Source organism: Flavobacterium microcysteis (assembly GCF_006385255.1).
Classification (GTDB): domain Bacteria; phylum Bacteroidota; class Bacteroidia; order Flavobacteriales; family Flavobacteriaceae; genus Flavobacterium; species Flavobacterium microcysteis.
This window is the reverse complement of sequence record NZ_VFJE01000056.1, coordinates 401,536-424,728: the sequence shown is the minus strand read 5'-3', so window position 1 is coordinate 424,728 and position 23,193 is coordinate 401,536. Positions and strand designations below refer to the sequence as shown.

The window sequence follows — 23,193 nt, the reverse complement described above, 5'->3', positions numbered from 1 at the left end:
TTAAAATTGACTTGGGGAGGGCCAAAAGTATTAAAAAAATTTTATTATCAAAATTTATTACTCTTAAAATGAGGTATTTAACAAAATTAACCTTTTTTTAATTTTAGTGTAACAGAGATAATAACGAACAAATTTCAAAAATATTGCAAAGTAATTGTGTATGTATATTTTATGGTTATTTTTGCTATTATAAACATGCGCAAATGGGCAAACCGTTTTCTTTGGTTTTACTTTTTTTAATGATCATTTCTGCTTTCGATGCCCATGGTCAGAGAAAAAGCCTGCAAGCAACATCAATTTCAGAAAACATCTCCATCGATGGCAAGCTCAATGAAGCCATCTGGAACACAGCACCTATTGCTACCGACTTTTTAATGCTTGAGCCCGATAACGGGAGACCAATAAACCCTAACAAAAAAACAGACGTTCGTATAGTTTACAACAATGATGCTATTTATGTAGCCGCATTACTTTATGATGATGAGCCAAAAAAAATCCTGAAAGAATTGACCCAAAGGGATAATTTTGGAACAGCAGATCATTTTGGAGTTTTCATCAACGGTTTTAACGATGGCCAACAGGATTTTCGTTTTTTTGTCAGCGCATCAGGCGTACAGATGGACTGTCTTGCTACCGAAGCCGGTGAGGACTACAGCTGGGATGCTATTTGGGACAGCGAAGTTTCAATTACAGAATTTGGCTGGGTCGTTGAGATGAAAATCCCTTATGCTGCCTTGCGCTTTTCAAATGCTGAAAAACAAACCTGGGGTATTAACTTTTATAGAGAAATCAAAAGAGATCGCCAAAAATATACCTGGAATCTAATTGACATGAAGATTGGGGCGGCACTTCCCCAAACAGGCCAACTTGAAGGCATCGAAAACATAAAACCGCCAACAAGACTCTTCTTTATCCCTTATTCTTCTTTCTATGTCGAAAACAACAAAGAAGGAACAGAAAACAAGTTTAAGGCCGGCATGGACATCAAGTATGGCATCAACGACGCTTTTACTCTTGACGCAATTCTGGTTCCTGATTTCGGACAGACAAAATATGATAATGTCGTATTAAATCTTGGTCCTTTTGAACAACAATTTAATGAAAACCGACCTTTTTTTACGGAAGGAACCGACCTCTTTAATAAGGGAGACTTATTGTATTCCCGCAGAATTGGAGGTAGCCCTTCAACCTACCTTTATTCTTCTGACGAGAATATTGTTGCTAGTAACCCTTCAACCGTAAACCTCATAAATGCTATAAAAATTTCAGGAAGGACTTCTTCTGGGCTTGGAATCGGAGTACTGAATGCTGTTACAGAAAAAACGTATGGAACTTTAAGGAATACACAAACCAATGAAACCAAAGAAGTTGTAGTGGAACCATTGACCAATTATAACATATTAGTTTTAGACCAAAGATTTAACCAGAACTCTTCAGTAGCACTCGTAAATACTAATGTAACCCGCAATGGAGAATTTCGTGATGCAAACGTTTCTGCTTTAGTGTATGACCTAAACACCAAAAACAACAAATTCAATCTTATTGGTGATTTCAAATACAGCTATATCAACGAATATGGCGACAATGAAAATCTAAATGGTATTAATACGTCCATACAGATTGGAAAAAAAGGAGGTAAATGGAGATATAACGCAGGCGCCTCTTATGTTTCAAAAGAATACGATGCCAACGATCTCGGCATCACTTTTATTAACAATTTACATTCTGTCTATTCCAACTTATCCTATAGGATTTTGAATCCAAATTCGACCTTCAACACCTTTAGGATCAACACAAATTATTTTGCCGAATTCCAAAATACTACTGGACGTCTGCAAAAAGGCGAAATAAGCATCGATTTGACCTCAACAAGCATAAAAAATGATTATTATGCCATCTCCGTTTATATCAATCCACTAGAAACCTACGATTTCTATGAAGCCCGAGTAAATGAAAGATTTGTAAACCTTCCTAAAAACGTTTATAACTCATTTTATTTTTCATCGAATTATAACCGGGCATTTGCCCTTGACATCAATCCTTATTTCACTATAACAAGCGAAAAGGATCGTGTTTCATACGGTTTAAAAGTAGCACCCAGATATCGATTTAGCAACAGCTTACTCATGAATTATATGATTGAAGTCTATAACCAGAACAGTGATCGTGGATGGGTAGCTTTTGATGGCGATGACATTATCTTTGCCGAACGGGACCGGAGAACGCTGATCAACGAATTAGGTTTAAAGTATTCGATAAATCCCAAAATGACATTAAATTTGGCAGCCCGCCATTATTGGTCTTACGCAGAAAATAACCAATATTTAACACTTCAAAATGACGGAACGCTAACATCAAATAGTACCTTTACAGTAAATAAAAATTCGAATTTCAGCACCTGGAATTTTGACCTTTCCTATTCATGGTGGTTTGCCCCGGGAAGCCAGATTTCAGTACTTTACAGAAACAATGCTACTGATAGCAGGACGGAGATTGACAGAAGGCTAGGCAACAACCTTAAAAACCTTTTCAATAATAACTTGAATAACATTCTCTCAATCAGTATCAGATATTTTATTGACTACAATTCGATTAAAAATAAATTTTAGATGAACAAAAAAGTAATCCTAATGATATTGGACGGATGGGGCAAATCTCCCGATCCAAAAGTTTCTGCAATAGACAATGCCAATACGCCTTTTATAGACAGCCTATATACAAAATACGCTAATGCCCAATTAAGAACAGACGGACTGAATGTAGGTCTTCCTGAAGGACAGATGGGTAATTCTGAAGTGGGACATATGAATCTGGGAGCTGGCAGGGTTATATACCAAGATCTGGCAAAAATAAACCTGGCAGTACAAAACAAAACCCTGCAACAAGAAAAGGCACTGATTGATGCTTTAAGCTATGCCAAGCAAAACAATAAAAAAGTCCATCTTCTGGGATTAGTATCGGATGGTGGCGTGCATTCTCATATCGACCACGTAAAAGGACTGATTGATGCTACGCAGAATTTTGGGCTTGAAAATGTATACGTACACGCCTTTACAGATGGAAGAGATGTTGATCCGAAATCAGGAATATTTTTTATTTCCGCTTTGGAAAAACATATGGAAAACACTTCTGTAAAACTGGCTTCTATTGTAGGTCGTTATTATGCAATGGATCGTGACAAACGATGGGAAAGAGTAAAAAAAGCCTACGATTTACTTGTAAACGGAATAGGAACCCATTCTCAGAATGCCGTCAGCAGTCTACATGATAGTTATGAGAAAAACATAACAGACGAGTTTATTGAGCCTATCGTTATGGTCAATCAGAATGACCAACCTATCGCAACCATACAAAATGACGACGTGGTGATATTCTTTAATTTCAGAACGGATCGTGGCAGACAGCTAACAGAAGTACTTACACAGTTTGATTGCCATGAACAAAACATGCACAAGCTCAATCTCTATTATGTGACAATGACAAATTACGATGATAATTTTGTCGGCATACACGTTATTTACGACAAGGAAAATATAACTGAAACCTTGGGCGAAATTTTAGAGAAAAATCATAAAAAACAAATCCGTATTGCCGAGACTGAGAAATATCCGCACGTAACCTTTTTCTTCTCAGGAGGCAGAGAGTTACCTTTTATAGGCGAAACAAGAATTTTAAAAAACTCTCCTAAAGTGGCAACCTATGACTTGAAACCTGAAATGAGCGCCTATGAACTGGCTGATGCCTTGGTTCCAGAACTCGAAAAAGAGGAAGTCGATTTTGTTTGTCTTAATTTCGCAAATGGCGATATGGTTGGACATACCGGTGTCATGGAAGCCGCCATTAAAGCCTGCGAAGCAGTAGACAAATGTGTTGAAAAAGTTATTACTGCTGCCTTGGCACACAATTACACAACAATTGTCATTGCAGATCACGGAAATTGCGAGACAATGATTAATCCAGATGGCAGTCCAAATACCGCACATACTACAAATCCTGTCCCAATTATCCTCGTTGACAAAGATTTAAAACACATAAGCAATGGCATTTTAGGGGATATCGCCCCTACTGTTCTTGATTTGATGGGTATTAAAAAACCAGAAGCCATGACACAGCATTCATTGCTATAATAACTATCTTCCATAAAAGTAAGGGGATTTCATTTTTAAGCATGGAATTCCCTTACTTTTTATCAGCACTTTTTTGTTAATTAACAGAAAGCCAGAAGAATATTGTTATGAATTTTAAAAAAATAAAAATAATCTGATTATTTTCGCATTGAAAACAATTAAATTTCACAGGTTGTTTCTTTTTTAAACATGAAATCATTGAACAGGCTTTTACTTATTATTCTTTTTTTAACGGCAGAAATAGCTTATTCCCAAGGAGGCGCACCATCTTGCGCTGAATTACAAGCTAATTTTGAGCGCTACCAATCCTGCGCAACAAGTATTCCTTTTACTAATTCAACCAATAATACCAGCGGAGAAACTTTTAACACGACTTGTATTGGGGAAAATTTCAGAGGCCCAACATGGTTTTTTATGAAAATAAAAACGAGCGGGGACATCTTTTTACGAATTTCCCAAGTCAACAATGTAGGTACTTCTACTGATGTTGATTTCGTTTTATGGGGACCTTTTAACGATTTAAATAATGTCTGTAGTCAATTAAACAGACCAAAAGAAGTAGACTGCAGCTGGTCTCCTAATGGTATAGAAAATGTATCTCTCCGAAATGCTTTAGCCGGAGAAATATATATTCTTTTGGTTGACAATTATTCAAACTCTCCGGGCCAGATTACGATTACGCAGACCGGCGGCAGCGGAAGTTCCGATTGTAGTTTTCTTTCATCGGTCAAAATAAAAGACAATACCGGAAACGACATTACACAACTCAATTATTGCAAGCCTGACACCAAAGACCTTGTGGCTACAATTGATGTAACAGATTTTCCAGGAAATGTGAGTGATTTAAGATTTAACTACAAATGGTATAAAGACGGCATATTACTTAACACAATTGCAAATTCACTCTCCAACACCAATACACTTACCGTATCCGATAGCGGCCTCTATAAAGTAGAGACTACTGCATATGACAGTACAGACCCTACTGTCAACCCGAATGACCTCGAAGTTAGCGATGCTGAAATAGACCTAAAGTTTTTTACAGCTCCCAACATGACACTACAAAATACCAATACACAATGTTTGGCTAGCAATCCAGTTTTACAGACGGTCGATAACAATACAGTAGTACAGGCTTATACTTATGAATGGTTTCGAAATTTGACATCTATTCCAGGAGCAAGCGGTTCTACTTTCACTCCAACTTTACCCGGCAATTATTTTGTCAGGATTTCAAATGCTGGATGCCCTCCTTTTGATTCCAACACTATTTCGATTTACGAATCGCCACAAGTCACCATATCAGATAATCAGACAATTTGCGAAAATGACACTTATCAGATCACTTCCGCTATTGCCAATACCGCCAATCTTACCAATGTAACTTACCAATGGTATAAAGATGGTAATTTAATACCGGGAGCCACATCAAGTACTCATACTGTTTCTTTAGCAGGCCAAAATGCCAACACCACATCATTTTATGTTTTAGAAGCAACAGAACAAGGATTATGTGCTACTTCTTCAAATGCAGTATCTATCACAATTAATGCCAAGCCTCTTTTAACAACGCCAGTGGCATTGCAGCAGTGTGATTATATTTCACCAAACAATGATGGATTTGCAGTTATAAATCTTACGCAAGCTTACAATAGCTTGACAAATGGTGACTCATCTCTTACCTTAAGCTATTTTTTAGATGCCGGTTTGACTCAGCAGATAACCACACCTAACTCTTTCACCAATACCATCCCTTTCACACAAAATATTTATGTTACGGGAATAAATCCAACGCACACTCCTATCTGTACGTCGAATGTAGCAATAATTAATCTTACCATCAGCCCTACCAGCGTTGCTAATTATACAGATATGGCACCAGTTTGCCCTGAATTAAATGCTAATTATGGATTTATTGATTTTAATTCGAAAAGAGCAACAATAAAAGGCGCTTCTTTCCCCACAACCAATGTTGATATTGCTTTTTATAGCAATGAAATAGATGCTTCCGTAGAAGAAAATGCACTTACCAATTCTTCTCAAATACCAATAGGCATTTCAACAATTTATGCCCGAATAGAGACCAATAACAATTGTGCAGGAATAGGAACTTTTAAAGTAGAAATACATGCTAGCCCAGCACAGAATGCAATTACTCCAATCAATGCATGCGAGACAGAAACCATTATCCTTGCGAATAAAGACAGTGACATATTAGTCGGACTGAATCCGACCGTACGCCTTACCTATTTTAACACATTTGATAATGCTCGTAACAACACGGCTGCCATAAACAAAAACACTGCTTTGCCACTTACAATAGGAACAAAAACAATTTTTGTACGTCAGTTCGATACTGCTACGCAATGTTTTTCTATCGCAAATTTTGACATTCGTGTATTTGCAAATCCGACAATTACCACTCCTGACCAGATTACGATTTGTGGTAGCACTACAGCTGATTTTAATCTTGACAGCAGAATTTCACAAATTACCTCCGGAAACACAAACTACAGGGTTTTCTTTTATGAGACTCCAGCTGATTTGGCATCAGACACACCTATAACAGTTACGAATCCTTATAATTCGGTTTCAAAAACAATCTCTATTAAAGTTGTTGATCCAACAGGAAATAACTGCTTTTCAACAACAACTCTAAAACTAAATGTTGTAGGAAGTCCGGGTAGCACAACCAATCCAGATGATATAGAAGCTTGCGACGATAGCGGTTTCTATCAATTCAACCTTACGCAAAGGCAGGCTCAGATGGCGGGAACAACTCCTCTAAACACAATTCAGTTCAGATACTACATCCGTGAAGCTGATGCGCAGAGCAACTCTAACAATACGATTCCTGATCCGGCTAATTTTACCAATACAGTTATTTCCTACCAAAAAATATATGTGCGCCTAAATAGCAAAATAAATATAAACAGCGAAAGTGGAGAGGCTTGTTATACGATACTCGAATTGGAATTGTTTGTAAGGCCAATTCCAGCTAACAATATACAAGGGTATCCGTATAGAATATGCAAGGACATCTACAATAATGTCGTTACTCCAGCATTTATAGACACGCAATTATTTGAAACTGATTACGATTTTGAATGGTATAACGGCCATGATGCAAATGCTGCCAACCTGATTTCTTCTGAAACAGGAAGTACTTTCACTACATCTATACAAGGAGATTATTCTGTTAAAATCACAAATACGACCAACGTGGCGCTTTGCTCCCGAATCATAAATTTCACGGCTAAAAACTCTTTGATTCCATTTTCAATAATAGGCGATCCTGCAGAACAGATTACTTTTGAATCCGACAGTAAAGTTACTGCAATTGTTACGCCTCAATCACCAGACTTCCAATACATGATTGATGACAATGGTTGGCAGGACAGTAATGTATTTAACAATATCAAAGAAGGAATCCATACTCTAAAAGTGAGAAACAGATATGGCTGTGGCGAGATAAGCACCCGTATTGTAGTCGTTGATTATCCAAAATATTTCACTCCAAATGGTGACGGATTTAACGACACCTGGAATATAGGCGGAAGAACATCATTAGACATTTCGAACATTTACATTTTTGATCGCTATGGTAAAATCCTGACAGACCTTCGTCGAAATGGTATCGGTTGGGATGGTATCTATAATGGCCGTCCAATGCCTGCTGACGATTACTGGTTCAAAATCATTTATGAAAAGGACGGAATCAAAAAGGAATTCAAAAGCCACTTTAGTTTAAAAAGATAAAACAATATGAAACTGCCTCTAAGGCAGTTTTTTATTTGGTCTGGTTTTGAATCAAATAAAAATAGTACTTTTGCAAACTGATAAAATTCCAATTTTATGATTATCCAAAAAACCAGAGAAGAAATTGAATTGATGCGCGAAAGTGCTCTTTTGGTTTCAAAGACGTTAGGTATGATTGCAAAAGAAATCAAACCTGGAGTTACAACCTTGCACCTTGACAAACTAGCGGAAGAGTTCATTCGTGACCATGATGCTGTTCCTGGTTTTTTAGGTTTGTATGGCTGTCCGTCTTCAATACTCACCAGCGTTAACGATCAGGTTGTTCATGGCTTGCCTACGAACCGTCCGATTGAAGAAGGTGATGTTGTTTCTGTAGATTGCGGTGCTTTAAAAAACGAATTTTATGGCGACCATGCTTACACATTTGAAATTGGAGATATAGCTCCGGAAACAAAAAAACTGTTACAGGTTACCAAAGAATCTCTCTATGTTGGAATACGAGAATTTAAAATTGGAAACCGTGTTGAGGATGTAGGAAATGCAATTCAAAAATATACTGAAGCGCACGGTTATGGTGTTGTTCGTGAATTGGTAGGACATGGTCTTGGCAAAAAAATGCACGAAGATCCGGAAATGCCAAATTACGGAAAACGTGGCCGTGGAAAACTATTCATCGAAGGTATGGTAGTTGCTATCGAACCTATGATTAATCTTGGATCGAGAAACATCAAGCAGTTGAAAGACGGCTGGACAATTGTTACTGCCGATAGAAAACCAAGCGCCCATTTCGAGCACGATGTAGCACTGATTGACGGGAAGCCTGAACTGCTTTCTACTTTTGCTTATATTTATGATGCTTTAGGAATAAAAAGCGACGAAGAAAACGAATTCAGAAGACAGCCTTTGGTGATTTCCTAATGAAAAAAGTTTTCAGATTTGTCTTAAATACCATCCCAAGGCCGATATTGATCCGGTTAAGCTATGTCATACGACCTGTTCTTGCTTTTGCTTTAAAAGGAAAAAAGTATACAGATCCTATAGACGGAAAAAGTTTCAAGAAATTTCTGCCTTATGGTTATGGCACCCAACGCAACAATGTTCTTTCTCCAAGCACTTTGTCATTGGAAAGACATAGGCTACTTTGGCTCTACTTAAAAAACGAGACCGACTTTTTCACAGCTCCTAAGAAAGTATTGCATTTTGCTCCTGAACAGGCATTTTATAAAATCTTCAGGAATCAAAAGAATCTGGATTATACGACAACTGATTTGCTGTCGCCTTTAGCTGATGTAAAAGCGGATATCTGTAATTTGCCATTTGAAGACAATTCCTATGATATAATCTTGTGCAATCACGTATTGGAACACATTCCGAACGACACTAAAGCAATGCAGGAATTGTTCAGAGTATTGAAACCCGGTGGAATGGGAATTTTCCAAATTCCTCAGGATTTGAAAAGAGCAACAACTTTTGAAGACAATTCAATTACCGATCAAAAAGAACGAGCCCGAATTTTTGGCCAGTACGACCACGTACGTGTTTATGGAAGAGACTATTTTGACAAATTAAGAAGTATCGGATTTACGGTTATAGAAGAAGATTATACACAAAAAATAGGTCCGGAACTTGTAGAAAAATACTGTCTGGCAGCTGGAGAAATTATCCCTGTCTGTTATAAATAACTACGGTTCTACCAAACAATAAAAAAAGCCTGATGAAATTCATCAGGCTTTTTATTTAATTCATCAGTATTTAGCTTTTTTCAGGCATCAATATACCTACCACCTTATCTTTTGTAAGGTACTTTTTCGCTACATTCTGAATATCTTTTGCAGTGATTGCGTTGATCTTCTCCTCCATTTTCAACACGTCTTCCGGATTAGTACCGTTAACATACGAACGATTAAAATTAGACAACCAGTATCTGTTTTCTTTGATGTCTTTTTTATAATCCAATAGTTCTGCTTCTTTAAATTTAATTACATCAGCAGCCAGAGGCCCGTTATCAATTATTTTCTGTAATTCTCTTAATGCAGAAGCAGTCAATTTTTCAGCATTATCTGGACCACATGGGAAATTGATTGAAAAATTATACGAACCATTTGGAACTTTACTCATACTTCCTCTGGCACTGATTCCGTACACGCCGCTTTCATTCTCTCTTAGTTCTTCAACTAATTTGATAGAAAGCACTTCACCTAAAGCCTGCATTGCCAAAGCTTCTTTCGGATCATATTGTGTATCACCATAGAACATGATGTTAACAGTACTCTTTGGATCTGTTCCTTTATTTACAATTTTCTTATGCTCTCCTTTTAACATTCTGTAACCAACATCAACTGCTTTTTCTTTCTTGTCATTTGATGGCAAGGCTGCCAGATATTTAGCTGAATATTCTTCGATTTTTTTGTCATCAATATTACCTACAAAGAAAAACTCAAAATCTCCTGCGTTAGCAAAACGCTCTTTGTATTTATTATAGGCCAATTGGTAATCTGTAGTTTCCCATGCCTTTTCATCTGGTATCATACCAAAGAATCTAGGATTATCTTTAAGCAGGTACCCGTATAGTTCTTGCTGGAAATAAAAGCCTGGCTGTGATGCCATGTTTTTGAAAAAAGCAGATTGTTTTTGCTTATAGCCATCAAAAGCATCTTTGTCAAAATTCAGGTCCGTGATATATGCCACAGTCATCTGGAACAGATACTCTAAATCTTTTGGAGTTGCGCTTCCTCTTAATCCTTCAGTAGTATTGCTGATGTATGGATTTACGCTAGCTACTTTTCCAGACATGAATTTATTGATATCATTCTCTTTCAATCCAGAGAAACCAGCCTGGGTCAATCCACCATTTGCGAATTGCGTTTTCTTTAGCTCTTCAGCAGTATACAAGTTTGTCCCTCCAAAACTTACCGCATCCATCAAAACTTCATCATTTTTGAAATCGGTTTTTTTGTAAGTCACTTTTGCCCCATTGGAAAGGAATAAAGTAGTGGTTCCAATTTTGTCATTTTTCTCTTTTTTGACAATAGTTCCCGGTTTCAGTTCCTTTCTCAAAAGGCTTGATGCTACTTCAGTATCTGTATATGGAGTAATTTCAGCATCATTTATTTTTAATGCTCCCAAAACTTCCTGCTCTGTCGGTTTTTTCAACCCGTCTTTTTCAGGACCTGTCAAAATCACGACTCTATTGTCTTCTTTGACATAATCTTTAACTAAACCGTTTACATCTTTCAATTCGATTGCTGGTAATAGTTTTTTCGTTGCATTATAAGTCCATTCAATTCCAGGAGCCGGTTCTTTTTCCAAAAAATGCGATTGGTACTCTCCTACAAATCTTCTGGACTCTGTTTTATCTCTGTCGTTATAATCAGACTCAATCCCTGCTATGATTTCCGACTTCGCACGATCAAGTTCGCCCTGCGTAAAACCAAATTTTTTGACTCTTTCATTTTCAGTAACCAAAACCTTTAAAGCACTTACCTGTTTGTCTTCCTGTGACATTGCGAAAGACTGGTAAGCTTCTTTTGTTCTTGCCCATGTACCTCCGTGGTACGAATAACCATAAGTAAATGGAGGCGTAGGTGAATTGGCAAGTTCGTTCAATCTGTTGTTGATCATTGTAGAATACAATCCTTCTACTAACGATTTTTTGAAATCATTAATCGTCACGACAGGTTTTGCGTTATCGTAATCTTTATAAATCAACTGTACCTGTGCAGAGGAAGCTTCTTTATCACTTTCAACTGCTACAAAAGTCTCTTTATGGTTTGGAACATCGTAAATCTTTCTTGGCTTTTCATTTTTAGGATTTTTGTATGACGCAAAATGATCTTTAATCTTTTTCTCCATCGCAGCCACATCAATATCTCCAACCACAATAACGCTCATCAAATTAGGACGATACCAATCTTTATAAAAGCTAATTAGCTTATCATACTTGAAATTTTCAAGAATTTCTTTCTTACCGATTGGAAGGCGATCTGCATAATGCGATTTATGCATCATTTTCGGCATATAACGTCCCATCATCCTTTTGCCCGCACCTAACCCGATACGATACTCTTCCAAAACCACTCCTCTTTCTTTGTCAATTTCTTCAGGTGTCAAAACCGCATTGAAAGCCCAGTCTTCCAGAATCTGGAATCCTTTTTCAAGCTTTTCAGGGTCATCAGAAGGAATTGGAAGAAAATAAACAGTTTCATCAAAACTAGTATAAGCGTTCAAGTGTTGCCCAAACTTGACTCCTATACTTTGCAGATAATCTACCAACTTGTTTTTCGGAAAACGTTTTGTTCCGTTAAAACACATGTGTTCCATAAAATGCGCCAGACCTTGCTGTTCGTCGGTCTCAAGAATAGAACCGGCATTGATGACAAGCCTCAGATCTACCTTGTTTTCTGGTTTTGCATTTTTCTTGATGTAATAGGTCAACCCGTTTTCTAATTTTCCTGTTTTCACAGTGGGGTCAAACGGAATTGGCGCATCGCCTTTAAGTTCTTGTGCAAAAATTGACATTGGAAATGCCAATAAAAACACGAATAGTTTGTTGTAATGCTTCATAGGTTTGTTATTTATTTGGTTATAAATCTAGAATTATAACTATAAATATTGCTACTTATTGTAAAAAAATTAACACATTTTACACAATATCTGTTATTCTAAAGTATTTTATATCAATTTTTTAGTATCTCTGAAATTTGGCATAATTCTCGCACAATTTTATTTGTCTTATATTTGTTATTATATAAATCCGAAAATCTTTCCAACAGATGAAGAAGAATTATTTTATTGTTTTATTAGCCTGTTTGTTTTTTAGCCATAGCAAGGCACAAGTCCAAACCGAAATCGATCCGCCTTTCAACATAAAAACTATTTCGTTTGTTCAAAGCGGGCAAAATGTAATTCCAATATTCAATCTTCAGGAAGGATTCCAGCTTCAATTTGATGACCTTTACGGAAATGAGGCCAATTATTATTATGAAATTGTACACTGCGATTATAATTGGGCTCCATCACAGCTGGTCAAAAGTGAATACATCCAGGGATTTGACAACCAAAGAATTCAGGACTATGAAAATTCCTTTAATACGCTTCAGCTTTATTCTCATTACCGACTGCCGTTTCCAAATAAGTTTACGCAGTTTAGGGTAAGCGGTAATTATATTATCAAGATATTAAATGAAGACAGAGATGTGGTTTTTTCGCGAAAATTCATCCTGTATGAAGATTTAGTGTCGGTTCCGTTACAAATAAAAAGAGCCAGAGATGTACGCGATATCAATTACATGCACAACCTTGACTTTGCTGTCAAGTCCAATTCCATAACTTTTGTTAATCCCTTGCAGAGCGTTAAGGTTATGCTGCTTCAAAACGGAGAGTTCAAGCAAGCCATCTATAACGTCAAGCCGCAATACACTATCGGGAATGACCTGATTTACAAATACGACAAGGAGACACAATTTTGGGGTGGTAATGAATTTTTATATTTCGACAACAAAGAAATCCGAGCTTCCGTCAATAATATAAACTACGTACAGGCAAAAGATCTTTACGAACCTCATCTATACATTAACAAACCAAGAGGCAATCAGGTCTACACCTATTTCCCAGATGTTAACGGGAATTTCGTGGTTCGTAATTTTAACACGCAAAACAACGAAATAGAAGCTGATTATGCCTGGGTATTTTTCACGTTAGACGCTCCAAGTTATTATGGAAAAAGCGACATTTATATCAACGGTATGTTTAACAATTATGCCCTAAACGATGAAAACCGTATGGATTTCAACCAAAAAACAGGCATGTATGAAAAAGCAATTGTAATCAAGCAAGGATTTACCAATTACCAATATGTAATTGCAGATAAAAAAGGCAAAATAGACCATGCCAATGCTATTGACGGAAATTTTTATCAGACCGAAAATAATTATCAGGTAATTGTTTATTATCGAGGTCTCAATGAAAGATATGACAAAGTGATTGGAAAAGGAACAGCCAATTCTCAAAATATCGTAAATTAAAAAAGCTAAAAAACTGTTTTTAAAACCATTAACCAAAATTTAGCAACAAAAACACCAATCCAATAGGATAAATTTGTAATTTTGAAACATTATTAGCATTCTATGGTTACGCAAATAACTCGAGGTATTAAAATTTCTGTCTTGACTAGTTTTGAAGGGACTTACTTCAAAAACTACAAGATTCACTTTGCCTTTAGTTATGAGATCACTATCGAGAACCATAGTAAGGATTCTGTCCAACTAATGTCACGCCATTGGGAAATCTTCGACTCCCTAAACAACAAAGATTTTGTTGATGGTGAAGGTGTTATTGGTAAAAAACCGGTTCTTAAACCTGGTGAATCACACACTTATAGCTCTGGCTGCCTTCTTTCATCTCCATTTGGTGCAATGAAAGGCTATTTCAATATGATTAATTTTACTTCAACGAGAAGCTTTAGGGTTATTGTTCCAACTTTCAGACTAAGCGCTCCATTTGCTTTGAATTAGTCGTAGACTGCATAAAAACTTATAATTCTTACGAATCAAAGGTATTGCCTGAACGATTGTTATCAAAATGGTAATTCTTTCAAAATTCCCTATTCATTTCGTATCTTTGCCATGCAAAAATTTGATTATTAAATATAAAAACAAATAAGTATGCCAAAAGGAATTTACAACGTCCCGAAAGCGGTTAACGAAGTCGTTAAGTCTTACGCTCCGGGAAGTCCAGAAAGAGAACAAGTTTTAAAAACGTATAAAGAATTATATAATTCTACTGTCGATATTCCTTTGTTTATTGGCAATGAGGAAATCAAAACAGGAGACACTAAAAGATTGTTCCCTCCATTTGACCACCAACATACACTAGGACAATACCATCAAGCTGATAAAGCACTTGTAGAAAAAGCGATTGCATCAGCTTTGGAAGCTCGTAAAAAATGGGCTACAATGCCATGGGAACACAGAGCTGCTATCTTCTTGAAAGCTGCAGAATTGTTAGCCGGACCATACCGTTCTAAAATAAATGCTGCAACAATGATTGCTCAAGGAAAAACGGTTCACCAGGCAGAAATTGATTCTGCTTGTGAATTCATTGACTTCTTGCGTTTCAACGTGCAGTTTATGACTGAAATTTATGCTCAACAGCCTGTTTCTTCAGAAGGAATCTGGAACCGTCTTGAGCACCGTCCGTTAGAAGGTTTTGTATACGCTATTACACCTTTTAACTTTACAGCTATTTCAGGAAACCTTCCTTCTTGTGTTGCTTTAATGGGGAACGTTGTAGTATGGAAACCTTCTGCAACTCAAATCTATTCTGCAAACGTAATTATGGAAGTATTCCAAAAAGCAGGATTACCAAATGGTGTAATCAACATGATTACCGGAGATTCTGGAATGATTACTGACACAATCCTAGACAGCCCTGATTTTGCAGGAATCCACTTTACAGGTTCTACAGGAGTATTCAACAGCATGTGGGCAAAAATTGGACAAAATATCAGCAAATACAAAACATATCCTAGAATTGTGGGGGAAACCGGAGGAAAAGATTTCGTATGGGCACACCCTTCATCAAATCCAATTGAAGTTGCAACAGCATTAACACGCGGATCTTTTGAATACCAAGGACAAAAATGTTCTGCTGCTTCAAGAGCTTATATTCCTACTTCAATCTGGAATGCTGTAAAAGACCGTCTGGTTGCTGATGTAAAATCATTCAAGATGGGTTCACCGGAAGACACTTCAAATTTTGTTTCTGCAGTAATTTCAGAATCATCATTTGACAAATTAGCCAAAGCTATTGATGAAGCTAAAGCTTCTTCTGAAGCTGAAGTAATCGTAGGTGGTGGTTATGACAAATCTAAAGGATGGTTTATCGAACCAACAGTAATCGTTACTACAAATCCAAAATACGACACTATGGAAACGGAATTGTTCGGACCTGTCTTGACAGTATACGTTTATGAAGATGCTAAATGGGAAGAGTCACTTAAATTAGTTGACGAAACTTCTATTTATGCTTTGACTGGTGCTATTTTCTCTCAAGATCGTTATGCAATTGATGTGGCTACAAAAGCTTTAGTTAATGCAGCCGGAAACTTCTATATCAATGACAAACCAACCGGAGCTGTTGTTGGCCAACAGCCTTTTGGTGGTGCTAGAGCTTCAGGAACAAATGACAAAGCTGGTTCTATCTTGAATCTACTTCGTTGGGTTTCTCCAAGAACAATCAAGGAAACATTTATTCCAGCTACAGACTACAAATATCCATTTCTTGGATAATTGATAGTTTATAGTGGATAGTGGATAGTTGTAAGTCGATAGTCCGGAGTTAGAAAGTCGAAAGTTGTAAAGATTTTTGATCAAACATAAAAAAGCCGAATCTGGATTCAGATTCGGCTTTTTACTTTATCTCTTTTTTCCTTAGCGCCTTAGCACCTCAGAACCTTAGTCCCAACTATAAACTATCCACTAACAACTATCCACTAACAACTATAAACTATCCCTTAAACTTTAATGGTAGATGGACCACTTTTTTAGTTTCAAAAAACTCATTATCAAAGAAAGAGGCAATAGGATATTCTGTAGCTTTTGGAAAATCTTTTAATTCCTCTGTCAGGTCGCCGCCTTTCAGATATAAAATTCCGTTTTTAAGTTCGTGTTTTTGCTGTTTTTTAATTTTCAGCCTTACCCAACTGACAAAATCAGGCATATTAGTAACGGCACGGCTCACAATAAAATCAAAATCACCCTTGACATTTTCAGCGCGAATCTGTTCTGCTTTTACATTCTTCAACTCTAAAGCCTCAGTAACAGCCTGGACAACCTTTATTTTTTTTGCAATAACATCAATCAGATAAAATCGGGTTTCCGGAAAAAGAATCGCCAATGGAATTCCCGGAAAACCTCCACCAGTTCCAACATCCAGAACATAAGTCCCCGGTTCAAACTCTTGAATTTTTGCAATTGCCAAAGAATGCAATATGTGCTTTGTATATAATTCATCAATATCCTTACGTGAAATAACGTTGATTTTCGCATTCCAATCGTGATAAAGTTCCTCTAATTTTTGAAACTGCTGTTTCTGAATATCAGATAGATTAGGGAAATATTTTAGAATTTCTTCCATTTTAAAAATTTTCACAAAAGTAAACATTTTCAAATTGAAATTTTTTAGGTTTTTATCCGTTTACATAAACAAGAATCTTTACCTTTGAAGTCTTATTTTGATTAATTATAAATTACTATATGAATACCACTATTCCAACGTTTTCCAAACAAGACAGCTTGAAATTCTTCAGAACTCTGAATACACGCGTCAACAATTATTTCAAGGAAAATAATATCAAGAAAACCGGAAACTGGAAACTACACCTAAAGGCTATCGTCATGTTTACGATTTTCTTGACCCCATATTTTTTAATCTTGACTCTAAACATGCCTTTTTGGGTCATGTTACTTTTGTCAATCGTAATCGGTATTGGGATGGCTGGTGTTGGAATGAACGTCATGCACGACGGAAACCACGGTTCCTATTCTAACAAATCTTGGCTGAACAAATTTATGGGAGGCAGTATTTACATTTTAGCAGGTAATGTCTACAATTGGCAAGTACAGCATAATGTACTACACCATACTTATACTAACATTCATGGACATGATGAAGATCTTGATGCAGGAAGAATTATCCGATTTACACAAGAAGCACAATGGTATAAATTCCACAAATTTCAACATTACTACTCTGTATTCTTATATGGCTTATTGACTTTTAACTGGGCGATTACGACCGATTTCAAGCAAATGAGAAGCTATTTGAAAAGAAAACTGTCGTATGGAGAACCTCAAAACCCGGCTAAATTATGGACAGTTTTGGTCATCACAAAAGTCATCTATATTTCAATCTGGCTTGTCCTTCCAATGATTTTGGGAATCACTTGGTGGAAAGTACTATTAGGCTTTTTGGTAATGCACTACACTGCTGGATTGATCTTGAGTATCATTTTTCAATTAGCTCATGTTGTGGAAGAAACGGCTAATCCTATTCCAAATGAAGAAGGAGAAATTGAAAACACTTGGGCGATTCACCAATTGTATACTACAGCCAATTTTGCTCCAAAAAACAGAATTGTTAATTGGTTTACAGGGGGATTAAACCACCAGATTGAGCATCATATTTTTCCACATATCAGCCATGTGCACTATGGAAAAATTGCAGAAATCGTAAAACAGACAGCAAAAGAATGTAATTTGCCTTACCACGAATTCAAAACCATGCGAGGTGCTGTCATAGCTCATTTCAAACACCTGAAAGAACTAGGACAAAACCCGGCAATGGCATAATCGATTAAAAAAATAAACAATACGTTTTCCATGAATCATTTATCGGATAGAATTAACAAATTATCAACTTCGCAGACTTTGGCAATGGCAGCATTGGCAAGAGAATTAAAAGCACAAGGAAAAGACATTATCAGCTTGAGCTTAGGTGAACCTGATTTTAATACGCCTGACTTCATCAAAGAAGCTGCAAAAAAAGCAATTGACGAAAACTACAGCACATATCCACCTGTAGACGGTTATGCTGATCTGAAAGAAGCGATATGTAGAAAATTCAAAAGAGACAACAACCTTGACTATACCCCTGCTAACATTGTCGTTTCGACAGGCGCTAAACAATCTCTATACAACGTTGCGCAGGTAATGCTAAACGATGGTGACGAAGTAATTCTTCCTGCTCCTTACTGGGTAAGCTATTACGAAATCATCAAAATGTCAGGTGGTATTCCGGTAGAAGTTCCTACTACAGTAGAAAGTGATTTTAAAATTACGCCGGAACAATTGGAAAAAGCAATTACTCCAAAAACAAAAATGATATGGTACAGCTCACCATGCAATCCTAGCGGTTCTGTTTACAGCCGTGAAGAGATGACTGCTTTGGCAAAAGTATTGGAAAAGTATCCTAATATTTTTGTAGTAGCTGATGAAATCTATGAACATATCAACTTTTCGGGAACATTCTGCAGCATTGCGTCTATCCCTGGAATGTTTGACAGAACGGTAACAGTAAATGGCGTGGCAAAAGCATTTGCCATGACAGGATGGAGAATCGGATATATTGGCGCTCCGGAATTCATTGCAAAAGCCTGTACAAAAATGCAAGGACAGGTAACAAGCGGTGCGAATTCTATAGCACAAAGAGCAACAATCACAGCTGTTGATGCAGACCCAAGCGTACTAAACGAAATGGTAGCTGCTTTTAAAAATCGCAGAGATTTAGTTGTAGGATTGATTAAAGAAATTCCAGGTTTAAAACTAAATGTTCCTGAAGGTGCTTTTTATGTTTTTCCTGATGTCTCTTCCTTTTTTGGAAAAACGTTGCGTGGAACTGAAATCAAAAATGCAGATGACTTTTCTATGTATCTTTTAGGAGAAGCCAATGTAGCTACAGTAACAGGAGATGCTTTTGGAAATCCGAACTGCATCCGCTTATCTTACGCAACCAGTGAAGAGCAGCTGACCGAAGCCTTGCGAAGAATCAAAGAAGTTTTAGCTTAAAACAAATACGCCCTGAGGAAACTTGGGGCTTTTTATTTTATATTTATCGACAACCCTGAAAGGGTTTTGAACCCTTTCAGGGTTATTAAAAAAAGATACCAAATGTCAAAAATACTATTACTTGGTTCAGGAGAATTAGGAAAAGAATTTACAATTGCTGCTCAGCGCATCGGACAAACTGTGATTGCTGTTGACAGTTACGAAAATGCTCCTGCCATGCAGGTAGCTCATGGATTTGAAGTCATCAACATGCTTGACGGAGAAGCTTTAGATCAGATTGTAGCCAAGCACCGACCTGATTTTATAGTTCCGGAAATTGAAGCCATCCGTACCGAGCGTTTTTACGATTACGAAAAACAAGGACATACAGTGGTTCCTTCTGCAAAAGCAGCCAACTTTACCATGAACCGAAAAGCCATACGCAATCTGGCAGCAAAAGAATTGGGATTGAAGACCGCAAATTACAGATATGCTACTTCATCAGAGCAATTGCATAAAGCCGTTGAAGAAATTGGAATTCCTTGCGTGGTAAAACCTTTGATGTCGTCTTCCGGAAAAGGCCAGTCAACTATCAAATCCTCAGAAGATATTGAAAAAGCATGGAGCTATGCAGTAGAAGGTTCACGAGGCGATGTTGTAGAAGTTATCGTAGAAGCTTTTGTAAAATTCAATTCCGAAATTACATTACTGACCATTACACAAAACAATAACCCGACGCTTTTCTGCGCTCCAATTGGGCATAGACAAGAACGAGGCGACTACCAGGAAAGCTGGCAGCCAGCACGAATTTCAGATAAAGAATTATTTGAAGCACAAGACATGGCAGAAAAAGTTACTGAAGCTTTAGGAGGCGCAGGTCTTTTTGGTGTGGAATTTTTCCTGGCAGATGATGGTGTATATTTCTCAGAATTATCTCCAAGACCTCACGATACGGGAATGGTGACTTTGGCAGGAACACAAAATTTTAATGAATTTGAATTGCATTTAAGAGCTATTTTGAGCCTGCCTATTTTTGAAATAAAATTAGAAAAAACAGGGGCAAGTGCTGTGATTCTTGCATCAGAAAACTCGTCAAACCCAGCTTATGAAGGCATTGAAAAAATTGCCGGACTTGCCAAAACCGATTTCAGAATCTTTGGCAAACCAACTACAAGACCATATCGTAGAATGGGAGTAGCCTTAACAAGCGATTCTCTTGATATACCGGTAGAAGAAGTAGTAGAAAGAGCTAAAAAAGCCGCCAGACTAGTAACCGTAAAATAAACTCTATATGAAAAATATCATTGCTATCGCATTCCTGTTTTTATCTTTTGCAGCCAGTGCACAAAACTCAGGCACCAAACAGGCGGCCAACTCAAAAAAAGCAGCACCAAAATCCCAAATAGTGGAAGCATCCTGTGGACAGTGCAAATTTGGAATGAAAGGACATGGTTGCGACCTCGCCGTTCGTATTGATGGGAAACCATACTTTGTTGATGGTACTGGAATTGACGACCATGGCGATTCACATGCCAACGATGGTTTCTGTTCTAAAATCAGAAAAGCAGAAGTTACAGGTGAGGTTAAAAACAATCGTTTTGTAGCAACTTCATTCAAATTGCTTCCTGAAAGCAAATAATCTTAGCATAAAAAAAGCGCCTGAGTCAGGCGCTTTTTTTATTATTTCTTCTTTCCGATATTCTTGTTTTCAAAACTCGAAACATCAATCACTTCCTCTAAATCTACATCGAAAGAAATTGAAATCGAATCGCCCACAACAGTTACTGGCAGTTCGTTAGATAACTGAGACGACCCTACAAAAATATTAGGATAATCTTTTACAGTAAAATAGTAGAAACTGTTTCCGTTTTTGACATCACTGCTGATTCTCGTCACTACCGATTTTACGCTCTTTTTACTGGTAACACTTTCCGGGTTTATACCATTATCTGCCATGTTGTATACATTCTTATAAGCCATTAATGTTTCTCTCATCGTATTCCCTACTCCAACAATTGTATAGTCACTTATAGAAACCATTGCAAACATTTTTACCAGGCCTCCATCATCTTTAAGCGTCATGACATAAGTTGGGATATTATTGATAACATATGGAATTGGCAATGAAGCATGGTATCCTTTTTCCTGAACTTTACCTTCGGCTGAACTTTGCGCTGCATATTCTGTAGCTCCGCTTTGCTTATAATAAGTCGTTTCTTTGGTTCTAGTGTCAACCAATACAAATCCTACAGTCGATTCTTCTTTTCCAACAGATGACAAGCCGGTATACCAATACGATTTATGATTCTCTCCATAAACCAGAGTAAGCCCTTCAGTAGTTTGCAATTTATTTTCATTCGAAAAATTCCAATAACCGTGTACATATTCACCCCAATCATTAAGCTGTTCCTGAATAAAACTTATCGGCTGGATTCGATCAACCCATAACGGTGTATTGTTAATATCGTATTCTTTTATTTCTCCAGTCTGAGCATCGACCGTTAAAACGCCTGTAGCATTATTTCCTGCAAAACCTATCGTTTTTTTGTATTTGGTAACAACCCAATACGGATTTCCAGCATCATCAATCTCGAAATTAAAATCCTCTAATCCTACTGTCGTATAACCATTGAAATACACATGTCTGTCAATCCTTGAACCAAAATAAGCTGCTGGCTGGTATTTAATTTTAAGCGCTTTTCCGTTGACATTCTGGATTAGCTTGACATCTCTTTCATTGGTAGCAGAAACCATCACATAACCCGGAGTTCCTTCAGAATTGTTATACCATTTAAAAAAACCGGTATGCAATAATGGCGCTACCCAATACAATTCGTCATTTACCTTTTGTATTGTAAACTCTCCTATCTCGGTCTGACTACCTAATGATGGCTGCGAACCTATAATCTTTTCGCCCAAAAGCATCGCAAGCTCTTCATCAACTACTCTGATTTTATCTAAAGAGATAGGCGCTATATGATTTTTAAGATCATCACCATTTTCAACCTTCCCTATTAGTTTTTGATAGGCACCACTTCTAAACATTGGAAGCGAAGTTACTAGCGGCAAAACCAATACATATAACAAAAGCCCGAAAGACAAGAAGAACAAAACTTTATTCGTTTTTGAAAAGATATTCAGTTTTCTTGCTTTTGGTGTTATTTCTACTTTGGAAAAAACCACAACCGCCATCAATGCAAGGAATAGTAATATCAATGGCAGACCCACAAAGCCATAACTGATAACAGGCAATATCGTATAAAACAAAAAGAAGCCGATCAAAAGAAGGAAGAGAATCAAAATAGTTTTTTTCATGGTGGTATTTTATTTAGTTTGCTTAATAAGTCTATGAACATTAAAAATGTTACACCTCTACTAAAGCAGATTATTTGAATAATTTATAAAGTTTTTTCTACCTTTATAATACACTGAATATAAACTTTTAAAATTTAGGATGCCATGGAAGATAAGAAAGAATATTCAAATGGAGAAGTAACTGTTGTCTGGCAAGCGGAAAAATGCATCCATTCAAACAATTGCGTCAAAAACAATCCGCAGGTTTTTCAGCCCAAAATGAGACCCTGGATTCAAATTGACGGCTCATCAAGCGAGAAAATTATTGAAACAGTAAAAAAATGCCCTTCAGGAGCCTTAAGCTTTTACCAAAATAATCCGTCATAATTTCGCATACTTCATCAATCTACCCTTATTCTTAGAATTTTCGCAAAAACAACGATTGTAATTTACGTTTTACAAAATTTTAA

16 protein-coding genes are annotated in these 23,193 nt (G+C 37.0%); 13 read left to right on the top strand and 3 right to left on the bottom strand.

What is annotated here, in order from left to right:
• The first annotated feature begins 203 nt into the window (after window positions 1-203).
• From FJA49_RS15530 to FJA49_RS15510, 5 genes are all read left to right on the top strand, one after another.
• Window positions 204-2,609, top strand: coding sequence for a DUF5916 domain-containing protein (locus FJA49_RS15530; RefSeq protein WP_140001913.1), 2,406 nt, complete (start codon window positions 204-206; stop codon window positions 2,607-2,609).
• Window positions 2,610-4,127 (top strand): 2,3-bisphosphoglycerate-independent phosphoglycerate mutase, encoded by a 1,518-nt coding sequence (gene gpmI, locus FJA49_RS15525; protein WP_140001911.1) that lies wholly within the window; start codon window positions 2,610-2,612, stop codon window positions 4,125-4,127.
• Window positions 4,128-4,316: 189 nt separating this feature from the next.
• Window positions 4,317-7,886 carry a T9SS type B sorting domain-containing protein gene (locus FJA49_RS15520; RefSeq protein WP_140001909.1) on the top strand — a complete coding sequence of 1,190 codons (3,570 nt, stop codon included), beginning with the start codon at window positions 4,317-4,319 and terminating at the stop codon, window positions 7,884-7,886.
• Between the two features lie 96 nt (window positions 7,887-7,982).
• Complete coding sequence (gene map, locus FJA49_RS15515; RefSeq protein WP_140001907.1) at window positions 7,983-8,804, top strand: type I methionyl aminopeptidase; 822 nt, start codon at window positions 7,983-7,985, stop codon at window positions 8,802-8,804.
• Window positions 8,804-9,568 (top strand): class I SAM-dependent methyltransferase, encoded by a 765-nt coding sequence (locus FJA49_RS15510; RefSeq protein ID WP_140001905.1) that lies wholly within the window; start codon window positions 8,804-8,806, stop codon window positions 9,566-9,568. The genes map and FJA49_RS15510 overlap by 1 nt, the downstream gene beginning before the upstream one ends.
• Window positions 9,569-9,638: 70 nt before the next feature.
• Here the strand turns inward: FJA49_RS15510 and FJA49_RS15505 are convergent, their stop codons facing one another.
• Window positions 9,639-12,449 carry a M16 family metallopeptidase gene (locus FJA49_RS15505; RefSeq protein WP_140001903.1) on the bottom strand — a complete coding sequence of 937 codons (2,811 nt, stop codon included), beginning with the start codon at window positions 12,447-12,449 and terminating at the stop codon, window positions 9,639-9,641.
• A gap of 209 nt (window positions 12,450-12,658) precedes the next feature.
• Here FJA49_RS15505 and FJA49_RS15500 point away from each other — a divergent pair, with 209 nt between their 5' ends.
• The 3 genes from FJA49_RS15500 to pruA all read left to right on the top strand — a co-directional run bounded on the left by FJA49_RS15500 (window position 12,659) and on the right by pruA (window position 16,174).
• Window positions 12,659-13,909, top strand: a complete 1,251-nt coding sequence (locus FJA49_RS15500) for a type IX secretion system plug protein (protein WP_140001901.1) — start codon at window positions 12,659-12,661, stop codon at window positions 13,907-13,909.
• A 102-nt stretch (window positions 13,910-14,011) separates the two neighbouring features.
• Window positions 14,012-14,398 carry a Co2+/Mg2+ efflux protein ApaG gene (gene apaG, locus FJA49_RS15495; RefSeq protein ID WP_140001899.1) on the top strand — a complete coding sequence of 129 codons (387 nt, stop codon included), beginning with the start codon at window positions 14,012-14,014 and terminating at the stop codon, window positions 14,396-14,398.
• Between the two features lie 150 nt (window positions 14,399-14,548).
• Window positions 14,549-16,174, top strand: a complete 1,626-nt coding sequence (pruA, locus tag FJA49_RS15490) for an L-glutamate gamma-semialdehyde dehydrogenase (protein ID WP_140001897.1) — start codon at window positions 14,549-14,551, stop codon at window positions 16,172-16,174.
• 217 nt (window positions 16,175-16,391) lie between these two features.
• Here the strand turns inward: pruA and rsmG are convergent, their stop codons facing one another.
• A complete protein-coding gene (gene rsmG / locus FJA49_RS15485) occupies window positions 16,392-17,021 on the bottom strand; it encodes a 16S rRNA (guanine(527)-N(7))-methyltransferase RsmG (RefSeq protein WP_140001895.1) in 630 nt (209 codons plus the stop codon).
• Between the two features lie 119 nt (window positions 17,022-17,140).
• On the opposite strand from rsmG, the gene FJA49_RS15480 reads away from it, so the two are divergent.
• The 4 genes from FJA49_RS15480 to FJA49_RS15465 all read left to right on the top strand — a co-directional run bounded on the left by FJA49_RS15480 (window position 17,141) and on the right by FJA49_RS15465 (window position 21,068).
• On the top strand, window positions 17,141-18,235 hold the full coding sequence (locus FJA49_RS15480) for a fatty acid desaturase family protein (protein ID WP_140001893.1): 1,095 nt from the start codon (window positions 17,141-17,143) through the stop codon (window positions 18,233-18,235).
• A 30-nt stretch (window positions 18,236-18,265) separates the two neighbouring features.
• Window positions 18,266-19,450, top strand: coding sequence for a pyridoxal phosphate-dependent aminotransferase (locus FJA49_RS15475; protein WP_140001891.1), 1,185 nt, complete (start codon window positions 18,266-18,268; stop codon window positions 19,448-19,450).
• Between the two features lie 102 nt (window positions 19,451-19,552).
• Window positions 19,553-20,713: a formate-dependent phosphoribosylglycinamide formyltransferase gene (gene purT / locus FJA49_RS15470; protein WP_140001889.1), complete on the top strand. Its 1,161-nt coding sequence runs from the start codon at window positions 19,553-19,555 to the stop codon at window positions 20,711-20,713.
• 7 nt (window positions 20,714-20,720) lie between these two features.
• The gene (locus FJA49_RS15465; RefSeq protein ID WP_140001887.1) at window positions 20,721-21,068 is read left to right on the top strand and encodes a DUF6370 family protein; all 348 of its coding nucleotides are present in this window, start codon (window positions 20,721-20,723) and stop codon (window positions 21,066-21,068) included.
• A gap of 41 nt (window positions 21,069-21,109) precedes the next feature.
• On the opposite strand, the gene FJA49_RS15460 is transcribed toward FJA49_RS15465, so the two are convergent.
• Window positions 21,110-22,744: a hypothetical protein gene (locus tag FJA49_RS15460; protein ID WP_140001885.1), complete on the bottom strand. Its 1,635-nt coding sequence runs from the start codon at window positions 22,742-22,744 to the stop codon at window positions 21,110-21,112.
• A gap of 144 nt (window positions 22,745-22,888) precedes the next feature.
• Between FJA49_RS15460 and FJA49_RS15455 the strand changes: the two genes are divergently transcribed.
• Complete coding sequence (locus tag FJA49_RS15455; RefSeq protein ID WP_140001883.1) at window positions 22,889-23,110, top strand: (4Fe-4S)-binding protein; 222 nt, start codon at window positions 22,889-22,891, stop codon at window positions 23,108-23,110.
• Window positions 23,111-23,193 lie beyond the last annotated feature (83 nt).

Excerpts from the sequence above, each read along its gene's own strand:
- FJA49_RS15530 (WP_140001913.1), top strand. The coding sequence starts at position 204 with ATGGGCAAACCGTTTTCTTTGGTTTTACTTTTTTTAATGATCATTTCT.
- gpmI (WP_140001911.1), top strand. The coding sequence starts at position 2,610 with ATGAACAAAAAAGTAATCCTAATGATATTGGACGGATGGGGCAAATCT.
- FJA49_RS15520 (WP_140001909.1), top strand. The coding sequence starts at position 4,317 with ATGAAATCATTGAACAGGCTTTTACTTATTATTCTTTTTTTAACGGCA.
- map (WP_140001907.1), top strand. The coding sequence starts at position 7,983 with ATGATTATCCAAAAAACCAGAGAAGAAATTGAATTGATGCGCGAAAGT.
- FJA49_RS15510 (WP_140001905.1), top strand. The coding sequence starts at position 8,804 with ATGAAAAAAGTTTTCAGATTTGTCTTAAATACCATCCCAAGGCCGATA.
- FJA49_RS15505 (WP_140001903.1), bottom strand. The coding sequence starts at position 12,449 with ATGAAGCATTACAACAAACTATTCGTGTTTTTATTGGCATTTCCAATG.
- FJA49_RS15500 (WP_140001901.1), top strand. The coding sequence starts at position 12,659 with ATGAAGAAGAATTATTTTATTGTTTTATTAGCCTGTTTGTTTTTTAGC.
- apaG (WP_140001899.1), top strand. The coding sequence starts at position 14,012 with ATGGTTACGCAAATAACTCGAGGTATTAAAATTTCTGTCTTGACTAGT.
- pruA (WP_140001897.1), top strand. The coding sequence starts at position 14,549 with ATGCCAAAAGGAATTTACAACGTCCCGAAAGCGGTTAACGAAGTCGTT.
- rsmG (WP_140001895.1), bottom strand. The coding sequence starts at position 17,021 with ATGGAAGAAATTCTAAAATATTTCCCTAATCTATCTGATATTCAGAAA.
- FJA49_RS15480 (WP_140001893.1), top strand. The coding sequence starts at position 17,141 with ATGAATACCACTATTCCAACGTTTTCCAAACAAGACAGCTTGAAATTC.
- FJA49_RS15475 (WP_140001891.1), top strand. The coding sequence starts at position 18,266 with ATGAATCATTTATCGGATAGAATTAACAAATTATCAACTTCGCAGACT.
- purT (WP_140001889.1), top strand. The coding sequence starts at position 19,553 with ATGTCAAAAATACTATTACTTGGTTCAGGAGAATTAGGAAAAGAATTT.
- FJA49_RS15465 (WP_140001887.1), top strand. The coding sequence starts at position 20,721 with ATGAAAAATATCATTGCTATCGCATTCCTGTTTTTATCTTTTGCAGCC.
- FJA49_RS15460 (WP_140001885.1), bottom strand. The coding sequence starts at position 22,744 with ATGAAAAAAACTATTTTGATTCTCTTCCTTCTTTTGATCGGCTTCTTT.
- FJA49_RS15455 (WP_140001883.1), top strand. The coding sequence starts at position 22,889 with ATGGAAGATAAGAAAGAATATTCAAATGGAGAAGTAACTGTTGTCTGG.